The organism is Streptomyces barkulensis (assembly GCF_002843305.1).
GTDB classification, from domain to species: Bacteria; Actinomycetota; Actinomycetes; order Streptomycetales; family Streptomycetaceae; genus Streptomyces; species Streptomyces barkulensis.
On record NZ_PGSG01000119.1, the window covers coordinates 163770 to 182305 of the forward strand.

Genomic DNA, 18536 nt, shown 5'->3' on the forward strand with positions numbered 1-18536 from the left:
GAGGCCCGATGAGCACGAACCCGCCGACCGACAGCCTGGTCGAGCTGGCCGCACGCAAGCGGCTCCCGCGCCACCAGTACACCGACCACACCACCGTGGAGTGGATCAAGGCCAACCGGCCGGACCACCTCCCGGACGTCCCGCCGCCTCGGCTCCGCCCCGCGCCCCAGCGTTTACTCACCCGCACCGCCATCCCCGGTGCCTGGCTGGCCGAGCCCAGACTCCTGAACTCGCTGCACGGAGTCCGGCACGCGATGCGCACCGCGGCCTTGGCGGCGCTGCTGGCCGAGATCACCGGTCTGGACGAGGACGACACGGCCACGCTGATCCTGGCGGCCTCCGTGCACGACTGCCGCCGCCTGCACGACAAGGACGACCCCGGACACGGCCCCCGCGCCGCCACCTGGCTCGTCGAGAACGCCGAAGCAGTCTGGGACCACTTCCACCTCTGCACCACCCCACAGGCTGTGGAGCGGGCGGCGATCGCGGTACGGCTCCACGAGAGGCCGTACGTCGCCTTCACCACCGATGACCGGACCGATCACGCCCGCGCGGAACACGTCAGCGACCTGCTGAAAGCCGCCGACGCCCTCGACCGCTACCGGCTGCCGAAGCTGAGCTGGTGGCCGGACGCCGCTCACATCCGCGTACCCGCCGCCTTCGACGCACTGCGGGCCACCGCATTCGACCTCGTCGTACACAGCGAGGCCGCCCACCTGACGGGCGCCGGCAGCGCCGACGCCGTCCTGGAGGCGCTGGAAGCCCACGGGGTGGTGCGCTGATGGACTTCCTCGACACCTATCACCTGTGGGCCGACGCCCACGCCTTCTACGATTCCACGCCGGTCCCCGGCCCCGACCGGCACCGCGACCCCCTGGCCGCACGGGAAGCGGCCTGGCAGACCCGCCTGCTGGAGGAGACACCCAACGGATGGCTCCTGCGCGGCAACGCGCTCTTCGACGCGCTCGGCGGCGACGGAACGCTGCACCTGCTGCACGTCACCCACGCCCTGGAGCAGATCAGCGAGCAGGGCGTCCTCTACCCCTCCGGGGGCTGCCTGGTCGGCAGCATCTACTGCGCGCCCCTCACTCCGAGCGGCGGCGGCCTGCGGATGCACAACCTCGCCTCCTACGTCCTCCAAAAGGAGGCCCCGGCCTTCGTCGCCAGACTCGGAGAGCGGGGCCGGGCCCCCACACCGCTGATCTTCGAGATCACCGTCCCCCGGCACGCCTACCGCGGCCTGGCCGGCATCGACTACCTGCGCCTGGGCACGATCCACCTCCAGATCTACACCCACCTGGAGTACCTGCTCTCCAAGGCGGAGCGGCACCAGCTACGCGAAGCGGTCGTCAGCCGGGTCAAGAATTCCACCGCCTTCCTCGCCCTCGCCGCGGCCATCACCTACCACGGAGCGCCCGTGGCGGCCGACCCGTTCCTACGACTGCTGGACGAGACGATCCCCCGCCTGCCCATCCTCGGATACATCTACTTCGAGGCCCTGGCGGAGTACCTGATGCTGCACTCCACCAGCGACCGGACCAGGCGGCTGGCCGAGCTGGGCGAGTTCGACAACTGGCTGTACAAGGAGATGCTCTTCGCATCCTTCCCCCAGATGGCCGGCAGGTTCGACCTCGCCAGATTCCGCCCCTCACCGGGCGAGCTGGACGAGCTCCTCGCACGCGTCGACCCCACCGTCGACGCGGCCCACGCCCGCCCCTACCTCGCGGAGCGGATCAGCCACCTCGTCGCGGCCCGCCTGTTCACACCCGGTCAGGCCCCGGAAGCCTGGCACCGCACCCGCTGGGAGTTCGACAACCTCGCCACCCGGCTGGGCCCGCTCCTGGGCCACCTCATCCACCGCGAGCTGCGGACCTTCGGCCGTTACCCCGACTTCTACTTCTACTTCGACCAGCACAAGGCGCTCCAGGCGTGGAACTACTGGAACCACATGGACATCGCCACGCCGTTCAACGGGACCTTCCCCAAGGGCGAGATCGGCATCAACCCCGCCTACCCCGATCTCGACTACCGCGTCTGGCGGGCCGAACCCGACGGCGACGGCCTCCTCCACCCGGCCGAGCAACTGGACCTCACCATCGCCCCGCGTCTGGTGGACATCAAGTACACCCTGATGCGCAACAACCAGTGGGCACAGCCCACCGCCACCGCCTGAGTAACACCCCCCGCACCTCAGTAGGCCGTGCCCTGCTCGGTCCTGCCTTCGCCCAGGCACCCAGGCCAAGCGCGACGGCAGACCGCCCCTTCCTTCACCACCGTGAGGAGCCCACACCTATGCCCCCGCACCGCATGCCTCCCTCGCCCGACGGCCTCGCCGCGCAGATCGAAGCCCTCCTCGACGAGCCGACGACCACCCACGGGCTCGGCCGGGCCCTGCGCGCCGCCGCCAAGGAGATCGAGCTGTACCGGTACCACCGCGCCGGCTCCAGGGCGTGGCCCGACGGACGGATCGACGCCGTCCCCTCCAAGATCCAGATCGGCGGCGGAGCCCACCGCATCGACGGCTTCCTCAACATCGACGCCGTACCACCGGCCGATCTGCTGTGGGATGTCCGCGAAGGCATCCCCCTCCACGACGACACCGTGCGGGTGCTGTTCTCCGAGCACTTCCTGGAGCACATCGACTACCCCCGCTCGGCCAAGCACTACGCACGCGAGGCCCACCGCGTACTGGCACCCGGAGGGCAGGTCGTCACCGGTGTCCCCGACGCGGCGTTCGTACTGAACCAGTACCCGGCCGACCCCGGCCAGGCGGACGAGATGATCGAGCGCTGGTACGCCAAGCGCGACTGCCTCGGCGACATCAACACCTATCTGGACCTGATCAACTACGTCTTCCGCGACCAGGACGACGACCCCGCCTACACCCCTCACCTCTGGGCCTACGACCACGAGAAGCTGGTCCAGCTGTTCGGTGAGGCCGGGTTCCGGTCCGTCGAACCCTGGCCGTTCGACCCGGCCATCGCCAACCCCAAGCGGCAGTGGGGCAGCGTCTACGTCATCGCCGTCAAGTGACATGCCCCCACACGCCCCCGGCCCGGCGGACGCGGGTGCGGCCGCTGCGACCGGGGCGCGGAACGGGAAACTCCGTTCCGTCGACGCGGCCGGGGCACCACGGGCCCCCGCGGCCCCTCAGCCGGGCGGCTCCTCCCCGCCGAGCGCACGGCGCAGCGCGAGGTTGGAGACCAGCAGCCCGCCGTCGACGGGGAGGGTCAGGCCGGTGATCCAGGACGCGTCGGCCGAGGCGAGGAAGGCGACGGCCGCGGCGATGTCCTCGGGGCGGCCCACCCGGCCCAGCGGGTACTCCCGGGCCGCGCGCTCCAGCACCTCGTCGCGACCCTCCCACGCCCGGGTGGCGACCGTTCCCGGCGCGACCAGGTTGACCCGTACGCCGCGCGGGGCGGCGTGCCCGGCCAGGGTGCGGGTCAGCGAGGCCAGTCCCGCCTTGGCGGCGCTGTAGGCGTGTCCGCCGAAGTCGCGCTCACCGTTGACGGAGCCGACGCTGACGACGGCCCCGCGCCGGCCGGGGGCGGCGGCCAGGTGGGGCAGGGCAGCGCGGACGCAGCGGAACGCGCCGGTGAGGGTGAGGTCCAGGCCGCGCTGCCACTCCTCCTCCGCCAGGTCCTCGAAGAGCGGGGGCTCCGGCTGGAAGCCGTAGGCGTTGTTGACCAGGACGTCCAGGCCGCCGAACCGCTCCACCGCGTGAGCGACGGCCGCCCGCACCGAGGCGTCGTCGCCCACGTCGCAGACGGTGTGGGCGGCCTGTCCGCCCACACCGGTCACCTCCCGGGCCGTGCGTTCGGCGCTCTCGCCGTCGACGTCGGTGGCCAGCACCCGGGCGCCCTCGGCGGCCAGCCGCCGGCAGACCGCCGCGCCGATGCCCCGCCCGGCGCCCGTGACCAGCACCGCGTAGCCCCTCAGGCGTTCCTCGAACCGCTGCATCGGGCCAGCGTAGGCGCCGGGCCGGTCAACCGCCCCCGTGCGCCGCCGACTTCCGCAGCGCGCGCACCAGGGCCTGGGCGCGCGGGTCGGAGGTGACCGACTTCTGGAGGGAGTTGGTGACGTAGGCGAAGGCCAGGCCCGTCTCGGGGTCGGCGAAGGCCAGCGAGCCGCCGCGGCCGGGGTGGCCGAAGGAGCCGGGGCCCAGCATCGGCGAGGACGGCCCGTGGAGCATGTAGCCCAGACCGAAGCGGGTGGCGACCAGCAGGACGCGGTCGGGGCCGGCCGACTCCTCGGTACGCGCCTGGGTGAGGGTGGCGGGGGCGTACAGCCGGCGGGTGCCGTCGCCGAGATCGCCGATGAGCGCCGCGTAGAAGCGGGCCAGGGAGCGGGCGGTGGCCACGCCGGAGGAGGCGGCGAGCTCGGCGGCCCGGTAGGCGGGGTCGTTCTCGTCGGGCTGCGGGTCGATGGCCCCGAAGGCGCGGCGGGTGAGGGAGTGCGGATCGCGCCAGGCGTCGGCTACCTCGCGCTTGGGGCGCACCCGCAGCCCGGCGGAGGCGGGCGCGGGCGGGGCCTCCACCTCGGCGATCCGGCCCACCCGGTGCGTCTGGTCGGCGGGCAGTCCGATCCACAGGTCGAGGCCGAGCGGTGCGGCCACCTCCTCGGCGAACCAGCGGCCCAGGCTCCGCCCGGTGACCCGCCGCACCAGCTCGCCCAGCAGCCAGCTGTAGGTCTGCGCGTGGTAGCCGTGGGCGGTGCCCGGCTCCCAGGCGGGCTCCTGGGCGGCGACGGCACGCGGTCCGAGGACGCCGTCGAGCGCCTGCTCCGGGGTGAGGGGGGTGTCCAGGGCGGGCAGCCCGGCGCGGTGGGTGAGCAGGTGGCGCACCGGTACGCGCTCCTTGCCCGCCGCCTTGAACTCCGGCCAGTAGGTGCCCACCGGCGCGTCCAGGTCCAGGCGTCCGCGCTGGTGCAGCAGGTGGAGGACGGCGGCGGCCGGGCCCTTGGTGACCGAGCGGACGACCTGGGCGGTGTCCTCGGTCCAGGGCTCCTGCCCGCGGGGGTCGGCCAGGCCGCCCCACAGGTCGGCGACCTTGTGCCCGTCCCGGTAGACGGCCACGGCCGCGCCCCGGTCGCCGCGCTCGGTCAGGTTGGCGCGGAAGGCGTCACGGAGCGGCTCGTAGCCGTCCGCCACCGTGCCCTGGACGTCCACCACTGTCTTCGTGCTCCTGCCGGTCAAAAGGTGATGCGTGTGCCGATGTGTGCACCGATGTGTGCCGTCGTACATGGTGCTACGCGCGCGGCGGCGACACCGACCGGGGGTCGAATCCGAAGGGCAGCTCCAGGCGGTGGGCGCGCATCAGCGCCTCGTCGCACAGCAGGTCCCGGGTGGGGCCGTCGGCGGCGATGACGCCCTCGCTGAGGACGACCGAGCGGGGGCACAGCTCCAGGGCGTAGGGCAGGTCGTGGGTGACCATGAGAACGGTGACGTCCAGCGACCGCAGGATGTCGGCCAGTTCGCGGCGGGAAGCGGGGTCGAGGTTGGAGGAGGGCTCGTCCAGGACGAGGATCTCCGGCCGCATGGCCAGCACGGTGGCCACCGCCACCCGGCGCCGCTGGCCGAAGGAGAGGTGGTGCGGGGGCCGGTCGGCGTACTCCTCCATTCCGACCAGGGCCAGTGCCTCGTGCACCCGGGCCTCCAGTTCGGCGCCGCGCAGGCCGGTGTTGGCGGGGCCGAAGGCGACGTCCTCGCGGACGGTGGGCATGAAGAGCTGGTCGTCGGGGTCCTGGAAGACGATGCCGACGCGGCGGCGGACCTCGGCCAGGGCGGCCCGGTCCGAGGGGTCCACCCGCAGTCCGGCCACGGTGACGCCTCCCGCGCCGCCGGTGAGGATGCCGTTGAGGTGGAGCACGAGGGTGGTCTTGCCGGCGCCGTTGGGCCCGAGCAGCGCGACGCGCTCGCCACGGGCCACCGTGAGGTCGACGCCGAAGAGGGCCTGGTGGCCGTCGGGGTAGGCGTAGGCGAGGCCGGAGACCTCCAGGGAGGGGGGCGGTACGGGGGCGTTTCCCGGCTCGTCCCGCGGTTCGGTTCGCGGTTCGGTTCGCGGTTCGGTTCGCGGCTTGTTCAGTGGTTCGTCTCGCGGATCGGCTGCTGTCACAGGGTCCACCATCCCATCAGGCAGACCGCGAGCGCGGCGAGCGGGAGGGCGGCGGCAGAGGACCACTGGGCGCGGGTGGCGGCCGTCTCGTCGGCGGTGGGCATGGTGCCGGTGTAACCGCGGCTGACCATGGCCAGGTGGACGCGCTCGCCCCGCTCGTAGGCGCGGATGAACAGCGCCCCGGCGGTCTTGGCGAGCACGCCCCACTGCCGCACGCCGCGGGCGGTGAAGCCGCGCGAGACGCGGGCCAGGCGCATCCGGCGCATCTCGTCGGCGATCACGTCGCCGTAGCGGATCATGAAGGAGGCGATCTGCACCAGCAGCGGCGGCATGCGCAGCCGCTGGAGGCCGAGCAGGATCTCGCGCAGCTCGGTGGTGGAGGCCAGCAGGACGGAGGCGGCGACGCCGAGGGTGCCCTTGGCCAGGACATTCCAGGCGCCCCACAGGCCGGACTCGCTCAGCGACATGCCCAGCGCCTCCACGTACGGCCCCTCCGCGACGAAGGGCATCAGCACCGCGAAGGCGACGAAGGGCACCTCGATCAGCATGCGCTTCAGCAGGTGGCGGGCGGGGACGCGGGAGAGCGCGGCGACGGCGGCCAGCAGCAGCGCGTAGGCGCCGAAGGCCCACATCGCCTCGCGCGGGGTGGCGACGACGGTGAGGACGAAGGCGAGGACGGCCGCGATCTTGGTGTGGGCGGGGAGGCGGTGCACGGGCGAGTGCCCGTGGCGGTAGAGCCGGTGGGCGTGTCCGGCGCCCATCTCAGGCGTTCCCGGCGGGGGTGCGGCCGGTGTCGCTCTCCGCTCGGCCGGCGCCGCCGTCCGCGGACGGTACGGCGGCTGCGGCGACGGCCCTGGCGTTCCTGCGGCGGGTCACGACGACGAGGATCCCGGTGCCGGCGGCCAGCGTCGTGCCGGCGCCGATGACGCCGGCGAGTCCGCCGGAGAGGCGCTCGTCGGCGATGGTCGAGATGCCGTAGTCGGCGAGCGGGGAGCCGGCCAGGCCGTGCTCCTCCTCCTGGGAGGAGATGCCGTACTCGCCGGCGACCCTCTCCAGTCCGTCGGGGGCGCCGGAGGCGTAGAAGCTGACGACGCCGGCGCACAGGAGGGTGGCGGCCAGTCCGCCCGCCCAGACCTTCCGGGCGGAGGCGGGGCCGGTGGCGGGCGCGGAGGTGCCGGATGTGGTGGTGGTGGAGGAGGTGGCGGCCTGCGGGGCGGGGCCCGAGCCGGGGGTGGCGACCGGGCCGCTGCGCAGGACGAGGGGGCGGGTCAGCCCGCGGGCGGCGTGGACCAGGTCCGGGCGGACGGCCAGGACGGCGCCGACGGTGGCGGTGGTGATCAGCGCCTCGCCGACGCCGATCAGGGTGTGGACGCCGAGCATCGCGGTGAGGACCCTGCCCAGGGGGACCTCGGCGGTGCCGCCGAGCGCGTACAGGCCGGTGAAGACGGCGGCTGCGGCCGGTACGGAGATCAGCGCGGAGACGAAGGCGGCGGCGGTGACCGAGCCGCGGCGGCGCGGCAGGACCCGTACCAGGGCGCGGAAGACGGCGTAGGAGGCGACGACGGTGACGACGCCGATCAGGGTGATGTTGGTGCCCAGCGCGGTGAGTCCGCCGTCGGCGAAGAGCAGGGCCTGCATCAGCAGGACGACGGAGAGGGCGAGCACCCCGGTGTAGGGGCCGACGAGTATCGCCGCCAGCGCCCCGCCCATCAGATGGCCGCTGGTGCCCGCGCCCACGGGGAAGTTGAGCATCTGCACGGCGAAGACGAAGGCCGCCACGAGACCGGCCAGCGGCGCGGTGCGCTCCGCTCCGTGGTGGGCGGCGGCGCCCGCCAGTTCGCGGCGGGCGCCGCGCAGGCTGACCGCGACGGCGGCCGCGGCGACGGCGCCGGTGGCCACCGAGACCGGGGCGTTGAGAAATCCGTCGGGCACGTGCATGGCAGGACTCCGCTTCTCGGGCTTCCACGGCCGGGCTTCCACGGCCGCCGCGGCCCCGTGACTGGAGGGATACGGAGAGCCGGGGCGGCTCCACACCTCGATGGTAAGGAGTAGTTGCAACCTCTTCGCAAGAGCGCCCTTGTCGCCGGTGAACGGGCGCGAAGGGGTACGGCGGACGGGTGTGACGCAGGGCGACAGGCGGGGGGACCCAGCGTTTCCACCCCGCCCGGTTGCCGGTGGATCGGGATACTTGCCCGGTCCGGGGGAAGACGACATCAATGTCGGATCTTCACCGAACTGTTGCGGAACTCACATCGATTACCTGCGGTATGCCGTCATGAAAACGCTCTGACGGGGTCGTAGGAGAAAAGGCCCCCGGAAAAGGAGCAACCCCATGCGCGCAGTCGTCGACCACAGCGTCCAGGCACGTCTGATCACCGTCCCCTCGGTCACCCGCGAGGTGACCGTCGGGCTGCGCTACGACCGCCACGATCCCTTCGCCGTCAGTCTGGTCTTCCCACCCGACGTCTCCCTGGACGGCCAGGAGGTCGTCTGGGTGTTCTCCCGCGAACTGCTGGAGGACGGGCTGCGGGCCGCGGTGGGTCTCGGTGACGTGCACATCCGGCCGTCCGGCCCCGAGCGGCCCGAGCAGACGGTCATCGAACTGCGCGCTCCCGAGGGGGTCGCGGTGATCGAGTTCGACAGCACCGGTCTGCTGCGCTTCCTGCACGGCACGTACGGTGTGGTGCCGGGCGGCTCCGAGCACCTGGAGCTGGACCTGGACCGCGGGCTGACCTCCCTGCTGGGCTGAGGCGGCGGCCGCACGTCCGGCGCTTCGGCAAGCAGGCGCCGGGAGACGGCCGGAACGAACACCGACAGGACCCCCGCGGGAACAGCACGCCCCACGCGGGAACAGCACGAACAGCACGAACAGCACGGCCCCGCGCAGGACCGCACAGAGCCGGGCAGTGGCCGCCCGGGCACCGGAAGGCCCCAAAGACCCCGGAAGCCCCCTCCGGACCGGAAGCCCCCTCCGGGGAAGACCGGAAGATCCCCGCGGACGCGACAGGCCCCAAGCCGCCCGCCCGCTCACACGCCCGCCGCCCGGCAGCCCCCTCCCCCGCCGGTGAGACCCGGATCGCCGACCGCCGCGCCGCCCCCAGGAGTTGCCGCCCGCCGCCCGGCTGCCGACCATGGGAGGGATGACCGCGACCTCCGGATCCCCAGGCACTCCCGTTCCCCCCTCCCCGGACCCCTCCGGGGCGTACCTCAGGTTTCCGCACCTCCACGGCGAACTGCTCTGCTTCACCGCCGAGGACGACCTGTGGATCGCCCCGCTCGCGCCCGGGGCCGACCGGCCGCCGCGCGCCTGGCGCCTGACGGTGGACCGCACCCGCCTCGGGCACCCGCGCTTCTCCCCCGACGGCCGCCACATCGCGTACACGAACTGGCGCAGCCTGGACCCCGAGGTGCACCTGACGCCGGTCGACGGCGGGCCGTCGCGGCAGCTGACGTACTGGGGCGCGGTGGACACCCAGGTCCGCGGCTGGACGCCCGAGGGGGACATCCTGGCCGTGGCCTCGCACGGCCAGCCGTTCTCGCACTTCGCCTGGGCCCACCGGCTGCCGACCGGCGGCGGTCCGGGCGAGAAGCTGCCCTGGGGCCCGGTGTCGGACCTCGCCGTCGCCGACCTGGACGGAAAGCGGCGCACCCTGCTGCTGACCGGCACCCCGCCGCACGAGCCGGCCTCCTGGAAGCGCTACCGCGGCGGCGCGATGGGACGGCTGTGGCTGGAGGGCGAGCGCCTGGTGCCGGAGCTGTACGGGCATCTGGACTGCCCGATGATCGTCGGCGGCCGGATCGCGTTCCTCTCCGACCACGAGGGGGTGGGCAACCTCTACTCCTGCCTGCCCGACGGCACCGGTCTGCGCCGCCACACCGACCACGCCGACTTCTACGCACGCCACGCCTCCACCGACGGCGAGCGCGTGGTGTACCAGTGCGCGGGCGAGCTGTGGCTGGTGGACGACTTCTCGCCGCACGCGAAGCCGCGCCGGCTGCCGGTGCGGCTGGCGGGGCCGCGCGCAGGGCGCCGCGTCTACCAGGTGTCGGCCGCGGGCCATGTGAACTCCCTGGCCGTGGACACCACCGGGCGCGCCAGCGCGGTGGGGGTGCGCGGCAGCCTGTACTGGCTCACCCACCGCGACGGCCCGGCGCGGGTGATCGCCGACACCCCGGGGGTGCGGGTGCGGCTGCCGGAGATGCTCGGCTCCACCGGCCGGATCGCCTACGTCACCGACGCCGAGGGCGAGGACGCGGTGGAGATCGCCGACCTGCCGCGGGCCACCGGCGCCCGCGAGCCGGTGCGGCTGGCCGCGGGGCGGCTGGGGCGGGTGCACGAGCTGATCGCCTCCCCGGACGGCGCCACCCTGGCCGTCGCATCGCACGACGGGCGGCTGCTGCTGGTGGACGCCGGGGACGGAAGCGGGGACGGAAGCGGGGACGGAGGCGGGGGTGGTGGAGCCGCCGAAGCGACCGAGGCCGCCGGAGCCGGAGCGACCGGGACCGAAGCCGCCGGGACCACCGAAGCCCCGGAAGCCGCCGGTGTCGCCGAACTGGTCCGCTCCGTCAACGGCCCCGTCCGCCACCTCGCCTTCTCCCCCGACTCCCAGTGGCTGGCCTGGGCCCACCCCGGCACCGACGGCGCGCTCACCCGCATCCGGATCGCCCGGCTGTCCGACCGCACCGTCCTGGACGTCACCGAGGGCCGCTTCGAGGACGAGCAGCCCGTCTTCACCCGGGACGGCCGCTATCTCGCCTTCCTGTCCTGGCGCGGCTTCGACCCGGTGTACGACGTGCACACCGGCGACCTGTCCTTCCCGCTGGGCTGCCGCCCGTACCTGGTGCCGCTGTCCTCGGCCACGCCCTCGCCGTTCGCCCTCTCCCCCGAGGGCCGCCCGGCGGCCGGCGGCCTGGACCCGGACGCCCTCGGCGAGGCGGCCGGGGAGGAGGGGACGGTGCTGGTGGAGGCCGAGGGGCTGGCCAGCCGCGTCACGCCCTTCCCCGTGGCGGCCTCGAAGTACTCCTCGCTCCATCCGGTCGGCGGCGGCGGGCTGGTCTGGCTGCGCTGGCCGATCTCCGGGGCGCTGGGCGAGACCTTCGCCAACCCGGCCGACACCTCCGGCCGCCCCACCCTGGAGCACTTCGATCTGGTCAAGGCCAAGCGCACCGAGCTGACCGGCGACATCGACTGGTTCGCGGTCAGCGGCGACGGCACCCGCCTGGTGGTCAACGACGACGGCGACCTGCGGGCCGTACCCGCCAACGAGCACGCCGACGCCGACTCCACCACCCACCTCGACCTGCGCCGCATCCTGCACGACGCCGATCCGCGCGCCGAGTGGCGGCAGGCGTTCGACGAGGCGGGCCGGATCATGCGCTCGTACTTCTGGGACCCGGGCATGTCCGGCGTGGACTGGGACGCGATCCTGGACCAGTACCGCCCGCTGGTCGAACGGGTCGCCTCGCCGGACGAGTTCGCCGACCTGCTGCGCGAGACGGTGGGCGAGCTGGGCACCTCGCACGCCTACGTCTCGCCGGCCCGGCGCAACGAGGGGCCGGCCCACTACCAGCGGCCGATCGGGCTGCTGGGCGCCGACTTCGCCCGCGACGGGGAGGGCCGCTGGCGGGTGGAGCGCATCCTGCCGGGCGACTCCTCCGACTCCCGGGCCCGCTCCCCGCTGGCCGGCTCCGGCGTCCGCGAGGGGGCGGTGCTCACCCATGTCGACGGACGCCCGGTGGACCCGGACGCCGGCCCGTTCCCGCTGCTGGCCGCGGCCGGCGGCACCACCGTCGAGCTGGCCTTCCTCACTCCCGACCCCGGCGACGGCCCGGACGCCGCACCGCGGCGCCCCCGCCGCGTCGCCGTCGTCCCCCTCATCGACGAGCGCCCGCTGCGCTACCAGGACTGGGTGAGCCGGCGGCGCGCGGTGGTGCGCGGGCTCAGCGGCGGCCGGTGCGGCTATCTGCACATCCCGGACATGGGCGGCTCCGGCTGGGCGCAGTTCAACCGCGACCTGCGCATGGAGGTCTCCCGGCCCGCGCTGATCGTGGACGTGCGCGGCAACGCGGGCGGCCACATCAGCGAACTGGTCGTCGAGGCGCTGACCCGCACCATCCTCGGCTGGGACCTGGTGCGCCACTCCCAGCCGGTCAGCTACGCCTCCAACGCCCCGCGCGGCCCGATAGTGGCCCTGGCCGACGAGGCCACCTCCTCCGACGGCGACATGATCACCGCCGCGTTCCGGCTGCTGGGCATCGGCCCGGTGGTCGGCGCCCGCACCTGGGGCGGGGTGGTCGGCATGACCGGGCGCCACCGGCTCGGCGACGGCACGGTCATCACCGTGCCGATGAACGCGGCGTGGTTCGACGAGTACAAGTGGTCGGTGGAGAACCACGGCGTGGAGCCCGACATCGAGGTGCTGCGCACCCCGACGGACTGGGCCGAGGACCACCACCCGATGCTGGAGACGGCCGTGCGCACCGCGCTGAACCTGCTGGAACGCCATCCGGCCGCCGCCCCGCCCGGCTACGACGACGTCCCCGACCGCAGCCGCCCCCCGCTGCCGCCGCGGCCCTGACGGCCGGGGACGGACCGACCGTTCCGACGACTTTCCGGGAGGAACCGTGAACGAGCCGGACAAGCACCCGGACGACTCCGGGAGGACCAAGAGGACCGGGGAGCCCCGGAAGCGCGGGGGCGGGCGCCGTACCGCACGGGGCGCCTCCCGCGAGGGCGGCGCCCCTCCCCCGTGGCGTACGGGCCGCGACCGCGAACAGGACGCCTGGCAGCCGGCTCCGGACAGCCGTGCGGAGCGCGGCGGGGAGGACGATCCGGGCGCGTAGCGCCACCGCGCGCGCGGTCTTCCGGGCGCGCGGTCTTCCGGGCGCTCAGCCGCGCGGACGGACGTGCAGGTCCAGGCCGCTCGTCCCCGGCGCCTCCACGCCCGGCAGCAGCCGCATGCCGCGGTCGTAGTCGCCGTCGGTGAGCGACCGGTACGGAACCGGCTCGTCCGTGAAGAGCCGGTCGAGCCGCCGCCCGTACTCCCGCTTCGCCGCCTCGAACCGCTCCCGGGACAGGACGTTCGCGTCGTACACCGCGAACGGTTCGAGCGGCGCGATGCCGGTGAACCAGAACAGGCCGTGCTGGAACGGGTGGAGAAGGTCCGCCAGCCGCCCGTGCACGCCCCGGTCGGAGAAGGAGGACTCCGGGGCGCCGGCCGTCACCGACATCAGCGCCCGCCGCCCCGCCAGGACGCCCTCGCTGTAGGGCGGGGGGAGTCCGGGGCCGTGGGCGAATCCGCGGGCGAACACCCGGTCCATCCAGCCCTTCAGGATCGCGGGCACCGAGAACCACCACAGCGGGAACTGCAGGACCACCGCGTCCGACCAGCGCACCTTCCCCTGCTCGGCGGCGATGTCCGGTGCCGGCCGTCCCGTCCGGACGGCCTCCTCCGCGGCGGCCAGCAGGTCCAGCCGCCGGTCGGCGGGGTGGTCGGGGAAGTCGTCGGCGTCCACCGCCGCCCTCCACTTCATCGCGTAGAGGTCGGAGACCCGCACCTCGTGCCCCGCCCCGCGCAGGTGCCCGGCCGCGAAGGCGGTCAGGGAGGCGGTGAGCGAGCGGGGTTCGGGGTGGGCGCCGACGATAAGGATCTTCTTGCGCTGCTGCGGTAGGGCTTCGGTCATGCCGCCACACTCCCCCGGGCGCGTCCGGGCAGCCAGTACCCGCTTCGGCCGGTGGAACGGCGGTCCTGGTACCGCGAGGGCCACCCATACTGGGCGCATGGACGGCGGGAACCTCATCGACGGGACCGGCGGAACCGACCGGACCGGCAGAATCGACGGGATCGGTGACACCCGGCGGGCGCTCGGCGCCTTCCTGCGCGCCCGCCGGGGGCGCGTCACACCGGAGCAGGTCGGCCTCCCCGGCGGCCGCCGGCGGCGGGTGCGCGGGCTGCGCCGCGAGGAGCTGGCCCAGCTCGCCGGGATCAGCGTGGACTACTACGTACGCCTCGAACAGGGCCGGGCCACCCAGCCCTCCCCCGAGGTGCTCGACGCGCTCGCCGGGGCACTCGGCCTCGACGCGGCGGAGCGCGGGCACCTCGACACCCTGACCGCGGGCCGGCACGGGCCCGCGCCCCGCACCCGGGTCAGCCCCCTGCTTCGGCGGATCCTGGACTCCATGGCCCATCTGCCGGCCTTCGTGACCAACCACCGCACCGACGTGGTGGCCTGGAACGAGCTGGGCGCCGAACTGATCGGCGGCCTGGGCGGCCCCGGCCGCCGCGAGCGGAACCAGGCCCGGTACCTCTTCCTGGACCCCGCCTCCTCCCGGGCCGTCTTCCCCGACTGGGAGGACAGGGCGGTGGAGGCGGTGGGCCAGTTGCGGGTCGCCACGGGGCGCTATCCCGAGGATCGGGAACTCGCCGCGCTGCTCGCCGAACTGTCCGCGCACAGCTGTGAGTTCCGGCGGATCTGGGCCACCGGGGAGATCGTGATGTGCACGGCGGGGCGCAAACGGCTGCGGCACCCGACGGCCGGGCTGCTGCTCACCCTGGACTACGAGACCCTGCACATACCGGCCGCCCCCGGCGAGACCGGTCTGGTGCTGCACGTGTTCGGCGCCGGGGAGGACGGCCGGGCGGGCGCGGACGGGGCATGACCGGCCCCCGTCCACCCACCGCGCGGGTTCACCCGCTTCCGGACGGAGGCCGCGCGACGCCTCTCCCCGGGTCCCCGGGGAGGCCGGGCTCCCCGCGCAACGGCACCGGGGGCGGTCAGACGCTGGACGGCAACGTCTCCACCCACCGGTGGGGCGACTGCTGCCGGGGCCCCGGCCGGCCGTGGCCCCGGGAGGGGCTGACACGGAAGCGGGCGCGGTCGCCGTACGGCGACCGCGCCCGCTTCCGTGTCTGAGCGGCCTTCTGTGCCTCAGCCCTCCGTGCGCTCCTTCTCGTCCGCCGCGCCGCCCGCGCCGACCAGGCCGCGGGGACCGCCGCCGGAGGCGGCCAGGCGGGGCGCGAAGTGCTTCATCTCGCGCTGGCCGACCCGTCCGATGATCCCCGGCAGATAGCCGCGGATCGACTGCATGCCGCGCAGCCACCACTGCCCGTAGACGTGGAACGAGCGCCGCTCGATGCCCGCGACGATCCGGTCCACCGCCGGGCCCAGCGGGTAGGTCCTGCTGGTCGGCCAGGGCAGCCGGCCGCGCAGGTCGCGCAGCACCTCGTCCTGGTCGGCGCCGCGCACCATGTCGGTGTCGGTCCAGCTCAGGTAGCCGACGCCGACGCGCACGCCCTGGTAGCCGACCTCCGCGCGCAGGCTGTGGGCGAAGGCCTCCACGCCCGACTTGGAGGTGCAGTACGCCGTCATCATCGGGGCCGGGGTGAGCGCGGCGAGCGAGGCGATCTGGAGCAGGTAGCCGCGCGACTCGATCAGGGCGGGCAGGAAGGCGCGGGCGGTGGTGGCGCTGCCCAGCAGGTTGACCTCGATGACCCGGCGCCAGGCGGTCTCGTCGGAGTCGGTGAAGGGACCGCCGGTGGCCACGCCCGCGTTGGCGACGACGATGTCCACCGCGCCGAAGCGCTCGCGCACCTCGCGGGCCACCCGGGACATGGCCGCGTGGTCGGTGACGTCGGCGTGCCAGTGCGCGGAGTCCGTCGGCAGCGTCTCGCCGACCTTCCTCAGCTCGTCCGGCTCCAGCCCGACCAGCGCGAGCCTCGCGCCGCGCGCCGCCAGCTTGCGGGCGAGGAGTTCGCCCACGCCCCGGGCCGCGCCCGTCACCACCGCGACCTGGCCCTGGAGGTCCCTGCGTGCCATTACGCGCTCTCCTTCCCGGCCGGCGTTCCGGCCGGCGGTGTGTTCCGCTGTTCGGCTTCCTGCCGTACGCCGTCCGCCAGGTGGTCGCGCACCAGCGCGGCCACCGCGCCGGCGACGGCGCCGGGGTCCTCCAGGGGCGTCATGTGCCCCAGGCCGGGCAGTTCGGTCAGGCCGGTGCAGTTCGGCAGCGCCTCGGCGAGGCGGTGGGAGAGCACCGGCGGGGTGAGCCGGTCCTTCTCGCCGGCGATGACGCCGACGGGCAGGTCCAGGGAGGCGAGGTTGGCGTCCAGGTCCAGCACGGCCAGGACCCTCCGGGCCCAGAAGGCGCGTACGGTGCGCGGGCAGGCGTGGACGATGCGGGCGCACGCCCGCATCTGCTCCTTCGTCGCGCCGGGGCCCATGGTGGCGTACCGCAGGACGCGCATGCCCAGTGGCGTCACCGGCCCCAGCGGCAGGCTGGAGCCGAGGACGGCCTTCTGGATCCGGTAGCGCAGTCTCCCCGCTCTCAGCGGGGCGACGGTGGACTCGTCCAGCAGCCGGGAGCTGCCGGTGTTGCACAGCAGCGCGGCGGCGACGCGCTCGCGCATCTGCGGGCGCCCGGCGGCGGCCATGACCGTCATGCCGCCCATGGAGTGCCCGGCGACGACCGCCCGGGACCCGGCTACGTCCAGGACGGCGCACAGGTCGTCGGCGAGGGCGTCGGTGCTGTAGCCGTCGGGGCCGACGGCCGGGGAGCGGCCGTGGCCGCGCTGGTCGTAGACGAACACCCGGTGGTCCTCGGCCAGCCGCCGGACCACGGGGCCCCAGAAGGCGGTCGAGCAGGTCCAGCCGTGCACCAGGACGACGGTCGGCCCGTCCTCGCGCCCGTGCTCCTCGACGTGCAGCCGGGAGCCGTCGGCGGAGGTCACGGTCAGCTCGCGGCGGGGGGTGGGCGGGGCGTACGGCCCGCCGGTCGTTCGGGGTCCACGGCTCATCGGTTCGCCTCCGCCTTCCGCTGTCCGGCGCGGGCCGGGGCCCGCAGCACCTCGTACTCGGCCAGGTCCACGTGCCTGGTCACCTTCCTGAACTCGCCGGTCGTGCCCGGCCACACGGTGGTGTTGCGGCCGTTGGCGTCCAGGTACCAGCTGTCGCAGCCGCCGGTGTTCCACACGGTGCGCGTCATCCGCCGCTGGACGTGGTCGGTCCACGAGCGCACCGCCTCGGGGCGGGCGTCGAGCGCGGCCCGGCCGCCCGGTCCGGAGGTGAGCGTCTCCAGCTGCCCGAGGTAGTCGATCATGTAGTTCAGCTGCGCCTCGATCATGAGGATCATCGAGCTGTTGCCGAGGCCGGTGTTGGGCCCGATGACGGTCATGAAGTTGGGGAAGCCCGTGGCCGTGGAGCCGCGCAGCGCCTCCATGCCGTCCTTCCAGGCCTCGGCCAGCGTGATGCCGTCCGCTCCGGTGATCCGCCGGGCGACCGGCATGTCGGTGACGTGGAAGCCGGTGCCGAAGATCACCGCGTCCACCTCGGTCTCGGTGCCGTCGGCGGCCACCAGGGTGTTGCCGCGCACCTCCTTCAGACCGGAGGCGACCACGTCCACGTTGGGCTGGACCAGGGCCGGATAGTAGGTGTTGGACAGCAGGATGCGCTTGCAGCCGATGCGGTAGTCGGGGGTCAGTTTGGCGCGCAGCACCGGGTCCTTGACGACCTTGGTCATGTGGTGTCCGGCGAGCTTCTCCACCAGGCCGAGCTGTGCGGGGTGCTTGGTGAAGGCGCCGACCTGGAACTCCCTGATCAGCCAGAGCATCTGGCGGCGCAGCGCGCGCGTGGGGGGCACCTTGGCGTGCAGCCAGCGCTCGGCTTGGGTGATCTTCCGGTCCATGCGCGGCATGACCCACGGCGGGGTGCGCTGGAAGAGGGTGAGTCTGTCCACCAGCGGCTGGATCGAGGGGACGATCTGGATGGCGGAGGCGCCGGTGCCGATCATGGCGACACGCTTGCCGCGCAGGTCGTAGTCGTGGTCCCACTGGGCCGAGTGGAAGACCTTGCCGGTGAAGCCGTCCAGGCCGGGGATGTCGGGGATCTTGGGGTCGGAGAGCGGTCCGGTGGCCGAGACGAGCATGTCGGCGGTCAGGGTGCCGCGGGCGGTCTCGATCTCCCAGTGCAGCGCTCCGGTGTCCCAGCGGGCGCTCAGCACCTCGGAGTTGAAGCGGATGTGGGGGCGCAGTCCGAAGGTGTCGGCGACCTTCTCCAGGTAGGCGCGGATGTGCTCCTGCCCGGAGAAGTTCCGCGGCCAGTCGGGGTTGGGCGCGAACGAGAACGAGTAGAGGTGGGAGGGCACGTCGCAGGCGCACCCGGGGTAGCTGTTGTCGCGCCAGGTGCCGCCCACGGAGTCGCGGCGCTCCAGTACGGCGAAGTCCGTGATGCCCGCGCGGCGCAGTCGTACGGCGGCGCCCAGGCCGCCGAATCCCGACCCGATCACCGCCACCCGTACGTGTTCGTGTCCGGCCATGCCGCCTCCCGACTCCGGTGTGTCCTGCTTGCTGTCCTGCGTGTTGCTGTCCTGCGTGGTCTCACCCGCGAAACATGCCAGTAATCACTGGCATGGTTGGAGAGTAGAGTAGGAAC

General features: G+C 73.9%; 16 protein-coding genes. 7 read left to right on the forward strand and 9 right to left on the reverse strand.

Annotation, left to right across the window (positions count from 1 at the left end; translation table 11 throughout):
• Nucleotides 1–8 precede the first annotated feature (8 nt).
• The 3 genes from CUT83_RS28665 to CUT83_RS28675 all read left to right on the forward strand — a co-directional run bounded on the left by CUT83_RS28665 (nt 9) and on the right by CUT83_RS28675 (nt 3033).
• Complete coding sequence (locus CUT83_RS28665) at nt 9–782, forward strand: HD domain-containing protein (protein WP_101258707.1); 774 nt, start codon at nt 9–11, stop codon at nt 780–782.
• Nucleotides 782–2173 (forward strand): hypothetical protein, encoded by a 1392-nt coding sequence (locus CUT83_RS28670; RefSeq protein ID WP_101258708.1) that lies wholly within the window; start codon nt 782–784, stop codon nt 2171–2173. Before CUT83_RS28665 ends, CUT83_RS28670 begins: the two co-directional genes overlap by 1 nt.
• A gap of 119 nt (nt 2174–2292) precedes the next feature.
• Nucleotides 2293–3033 (forward strand): class I SAM-dependent methyltransferase, encoded by a 741-nt coding sequence (locus tag CUT83_RS28675; protein ID WP_101258709.1) that lies wholly within the window; start codon nt 2293–2295, stop codon nt 3031–3033.
• A gap of 117 nt (nt 3034–3150) precedes the next feature.
• On the opposite strand, the gene CUT83_RS28680 is transcribed toward CUT83_RS28675, so the two are convergent.
• The 5 genes from CUT83_RS28680 to CUT83_RS28700 form a co-directional block, all read right to left on the reverse strand.
• Entirely contained in the window at nt 3151–3960 is an 810-nt protein-coding gene (locus CUT83_RS28680; protein ID WP_101258710.1) for an SDR family NAD(P)-dependent oxidoreductase, read from the reverse strand.
• Between the two features lie 25 nt (nt 3961–3985).
• Nucleotides 3986–5170 carry a serine hydrolase domain-containing protein gene (locus CUT83_RS28685; RefSeq protein WP_240958463.1) on the reverse strand — a complete coding sequence of 395 codons (1185 nt, stop codon included), beginning with the start codon at nt 5168–5170 and terminating at the stop codon, nt 3986–3988.
• A 76-nt stretch (nt 5171–5246) separates the two neighbouring features.
• A complete protein-coding gene (locus CUT83_RS28690) occupies nt 5247–5996 on the reverse strand; it encodes an energy-coupling factor ABC transporter ATP-binding protein (protein ID WP_240958486.1) in 750 nt (249 codons plus the stop codon).
• Nucleotides 5997–6109: 113 nt separating this feature from the next.
• On the reverse strand, nt 6110–6874 hold the full coding sequence (cbiQ, locus tag CUT83_RS28695; RefSeq protein ID WP_101258713.1) for a cobalt ECF transporter T component CbiQ: 765 nt from the start codon (nt 6872–6874) through the stop codon (nt 6110–6112).
• Nucleotide 6875: 1 nt separating this feature from the next.
• The gene (locus CUT83_RS28700) at nt 6876–8051 is read right to left on the reverse strand and encodes an energy-coupling factor ABC transporter permease (RefSeq protein WP_101258714.1); all 1176 of its coding nucleotides are present in this window, start codon (nt 8049–8051) and stop codon (nt 6876–6878) included.
• A 394-nt stretch (nt 8052–8445) separates the two neighbouring features.
• Between CUT83_RS28700 and CUT83_RS28705 the strand changes: the two genes are divergently transcribed.
• The 3 genes from CUT83_RS28705 to CUT83_RS28715 all read left to right on the forward strand — a co-directional run bounded on the left by CUT83_RS28705 (nt 8446) and on the right by CUT83_RS28715 (nt 12956).
• The gene (locus CUT83_RS28705) at nt 8446–8862 is read left to right on the forward strand and encodes an SsgA family sporulation/cell division regulator (RefSeq protein WP_101258715.1); all 417 of its coding nucleotides are present in this window, start codon (nt 8446–8448) and stop codon (nt 8860–8862) included.
• Nucleotides 8863–9253: 391 nt separating this feature from the next.
• On the forward strand, nt 9254–12691 hold the full coding sequence (locus CUT83_RS28710; protein WP_101258883.1) for a S41 family peptidase: 3438 nt from the start codon (nt 9254–9256) through the stop codon (nt 12689–12691).
• A gap of 46 nt (nt 12692–12737) precedes the next feature.
• Entirely contained in the window at nt 12738–12956 is a 219-nt protein-coding gene (locus CUT83_RS28715) for a hypothetical protein (protein ID WP_101258716.1), read from the forward strand.
• 45 nt (nt 12957–13001) lie between these two features.
• Here the strand turns inward: CUT83_RS28715 and CUT83_RS28720 are convergent, their stop codons facing one another.
• On the reverse strand, nt 13002–13796 hold the full coding sequence (locus CUT83_RS28720) for an NAD(P)H-dependent oxidoreductase (protein WP_101258717.1): 795 nt from the start codon (nt 13794–13796) through the stop codon (nt 13002–13004).
• A 97-nt stretch (nt 13797–13893) separates the two neighbouring features.
• Here CUT83_RS28720 and CUT83_RS28725 point away from each other — a divergent pair, with 97 nt between their 5' ends.
• Complete coding sequence (locus CUT83_RS28725) at nt 13894–14772, forward strand: helix-turn-helix domain-containing protein (protein ID WP_101258718.1); 879 nt, start codon at nt 13894–13896, stop codon at nt 14770–14772.
• Nucleotides 14773–15041: 269 nt separating this feature from the next.
• Here CUT83_RS28725 and CUT83_RS28730 read toward each other — a convergent pair whose 3' ends face one another.
• From CUT83_RS28730 to CUT83_RS28740, 3 genes are read right to left on the reverse strand one after another with little or no spacing between them, the layout of a single operon-like run.
• Nucleotides 15042–15929: an SDR family oxidoreductase gene (locus tag CUT83_RS28730; RefSeq protein WP_101258719.1), complete on the reverse strand. Its 888-nt coding sequence runs from the start codon at nt 15927–15929 to the stop codon at nt 15042–15044.
• A complete protein-coding gene (locus CUT83_RS28735) occupies nt 15929–16903 on the reverse strand; it encodes an alpha/beta fold hydrolase (protein WP_101258720.1) in 975 nt (324 codons plus the stop codon). Before CUT83_RS28735 ends, CUT83_RS28730 begins: the two co-directional genes overlap by 1 nt.
• Nucleotides 16900–18420: a flavin-containing monooxygenase gene (locus tag CUT83_RS28740; RefSeq protein ID WP_101258721.1), complete on the reverse strand. Its 1521-nt coding sequence runs from the start codon at nt 18418–18420 to the stop codon at nt 16900–16902. The genes CUT83_RS28735 and CUT83_RS28740 overlap by 4 nt, the downstream gene beginning before the upstream one ends.
• Nucleotides 18421–18536 lie beyond the last annotated feature (116 nt).

Coding starts and splice junctions, on each gene's coding strand:
- CUT83_RS28665 (WP_101258707.1), top strand. CDS start 9: ATGAGCACGAACCCGCCGACCGACAGCCTGGTCGAGCTGGCCGCACGC.
- CUT83_RS28670 (WP_101258708.1), top strand. CDS start 782: ATGGACTTCCTCGACACCTATCACCTGTGGGCCGACGCCCACGCCTTC.
- CUT83_RS28675 (WP_101258709.1), top strand. CDS start 2,293: ATGCCCCCGCACCGCATGCCTCCCTCGCCCGACGGCCTCGCCGCGCAG.
- CUT83_RS28680 (WP_101258710.1), bottom strand. CDS start 3,960: ATGCAGCGGTTCGAGGAACGCCTGAGGGGCTACGCGGTGCTGGTCACG.
- cbiQ (WP_101258713.1), bottom strand. CDS start 6,874: ATGGGCGCCGGACACGCCCACCGGCTCTACCGCCACGGGCACTCGCCC.
- CUT83_RS28700 (WP_101258714.1), bottom strand. CDS start 8,051: ATGCACGTGCCCGACGGATTTCTCAACGCCCCGGTCTCGGTGGCCACC.
- CUT83_RS28705 (WP_101258715.1), top strand. CDS start 8,446: ATGCGCGCAGTCGTCGACCACAGCGTCCAGGCACGTCTGATCACCGTC.
- CUT83_RS28710 (WP_101258883.1), top strand. CDS start 9,254: ATGACCGCGACCTCCGGATCCCCAGGCACTCCCGTTCCCCCCTCCCCG.
- CUT83_RS28720 (WP_101258717.1), bottom strand. CDS start 13,796: ATGACCGAAGCCCTACCGCAGCAGCGCAAGAAGATCCTTATCGTCGGC.
- CUT83_RS28725 (WP_101258718.1), top strand. CDS start 13,894: ATGGACGGCGGGAACCTCATCGACGGGACCGGCGGAACCGACCGGACC.
- CUT83_RS28730 (WP_101258719.1), bottom strand. CDS start 15,929: ATGGCACGCAGGGACCTCCAGGGCCAGGTCGCGGTGGTGACGGGCGCG.
- CUT83_RS28735 (WP_101258720.1), bottom strand. CDS start 16,903: ATGAGCCGTGGACCCCGAACGACCGGCGGGCCGTACGCCCCGCCCACC.
- CUT83_RS28740 (WP_101258721.1), bottom strand. CDS start 18,420: ATGGCCGGACACGAACACGTACGGGTGGCGGTGATCGGGTCGGGATTC.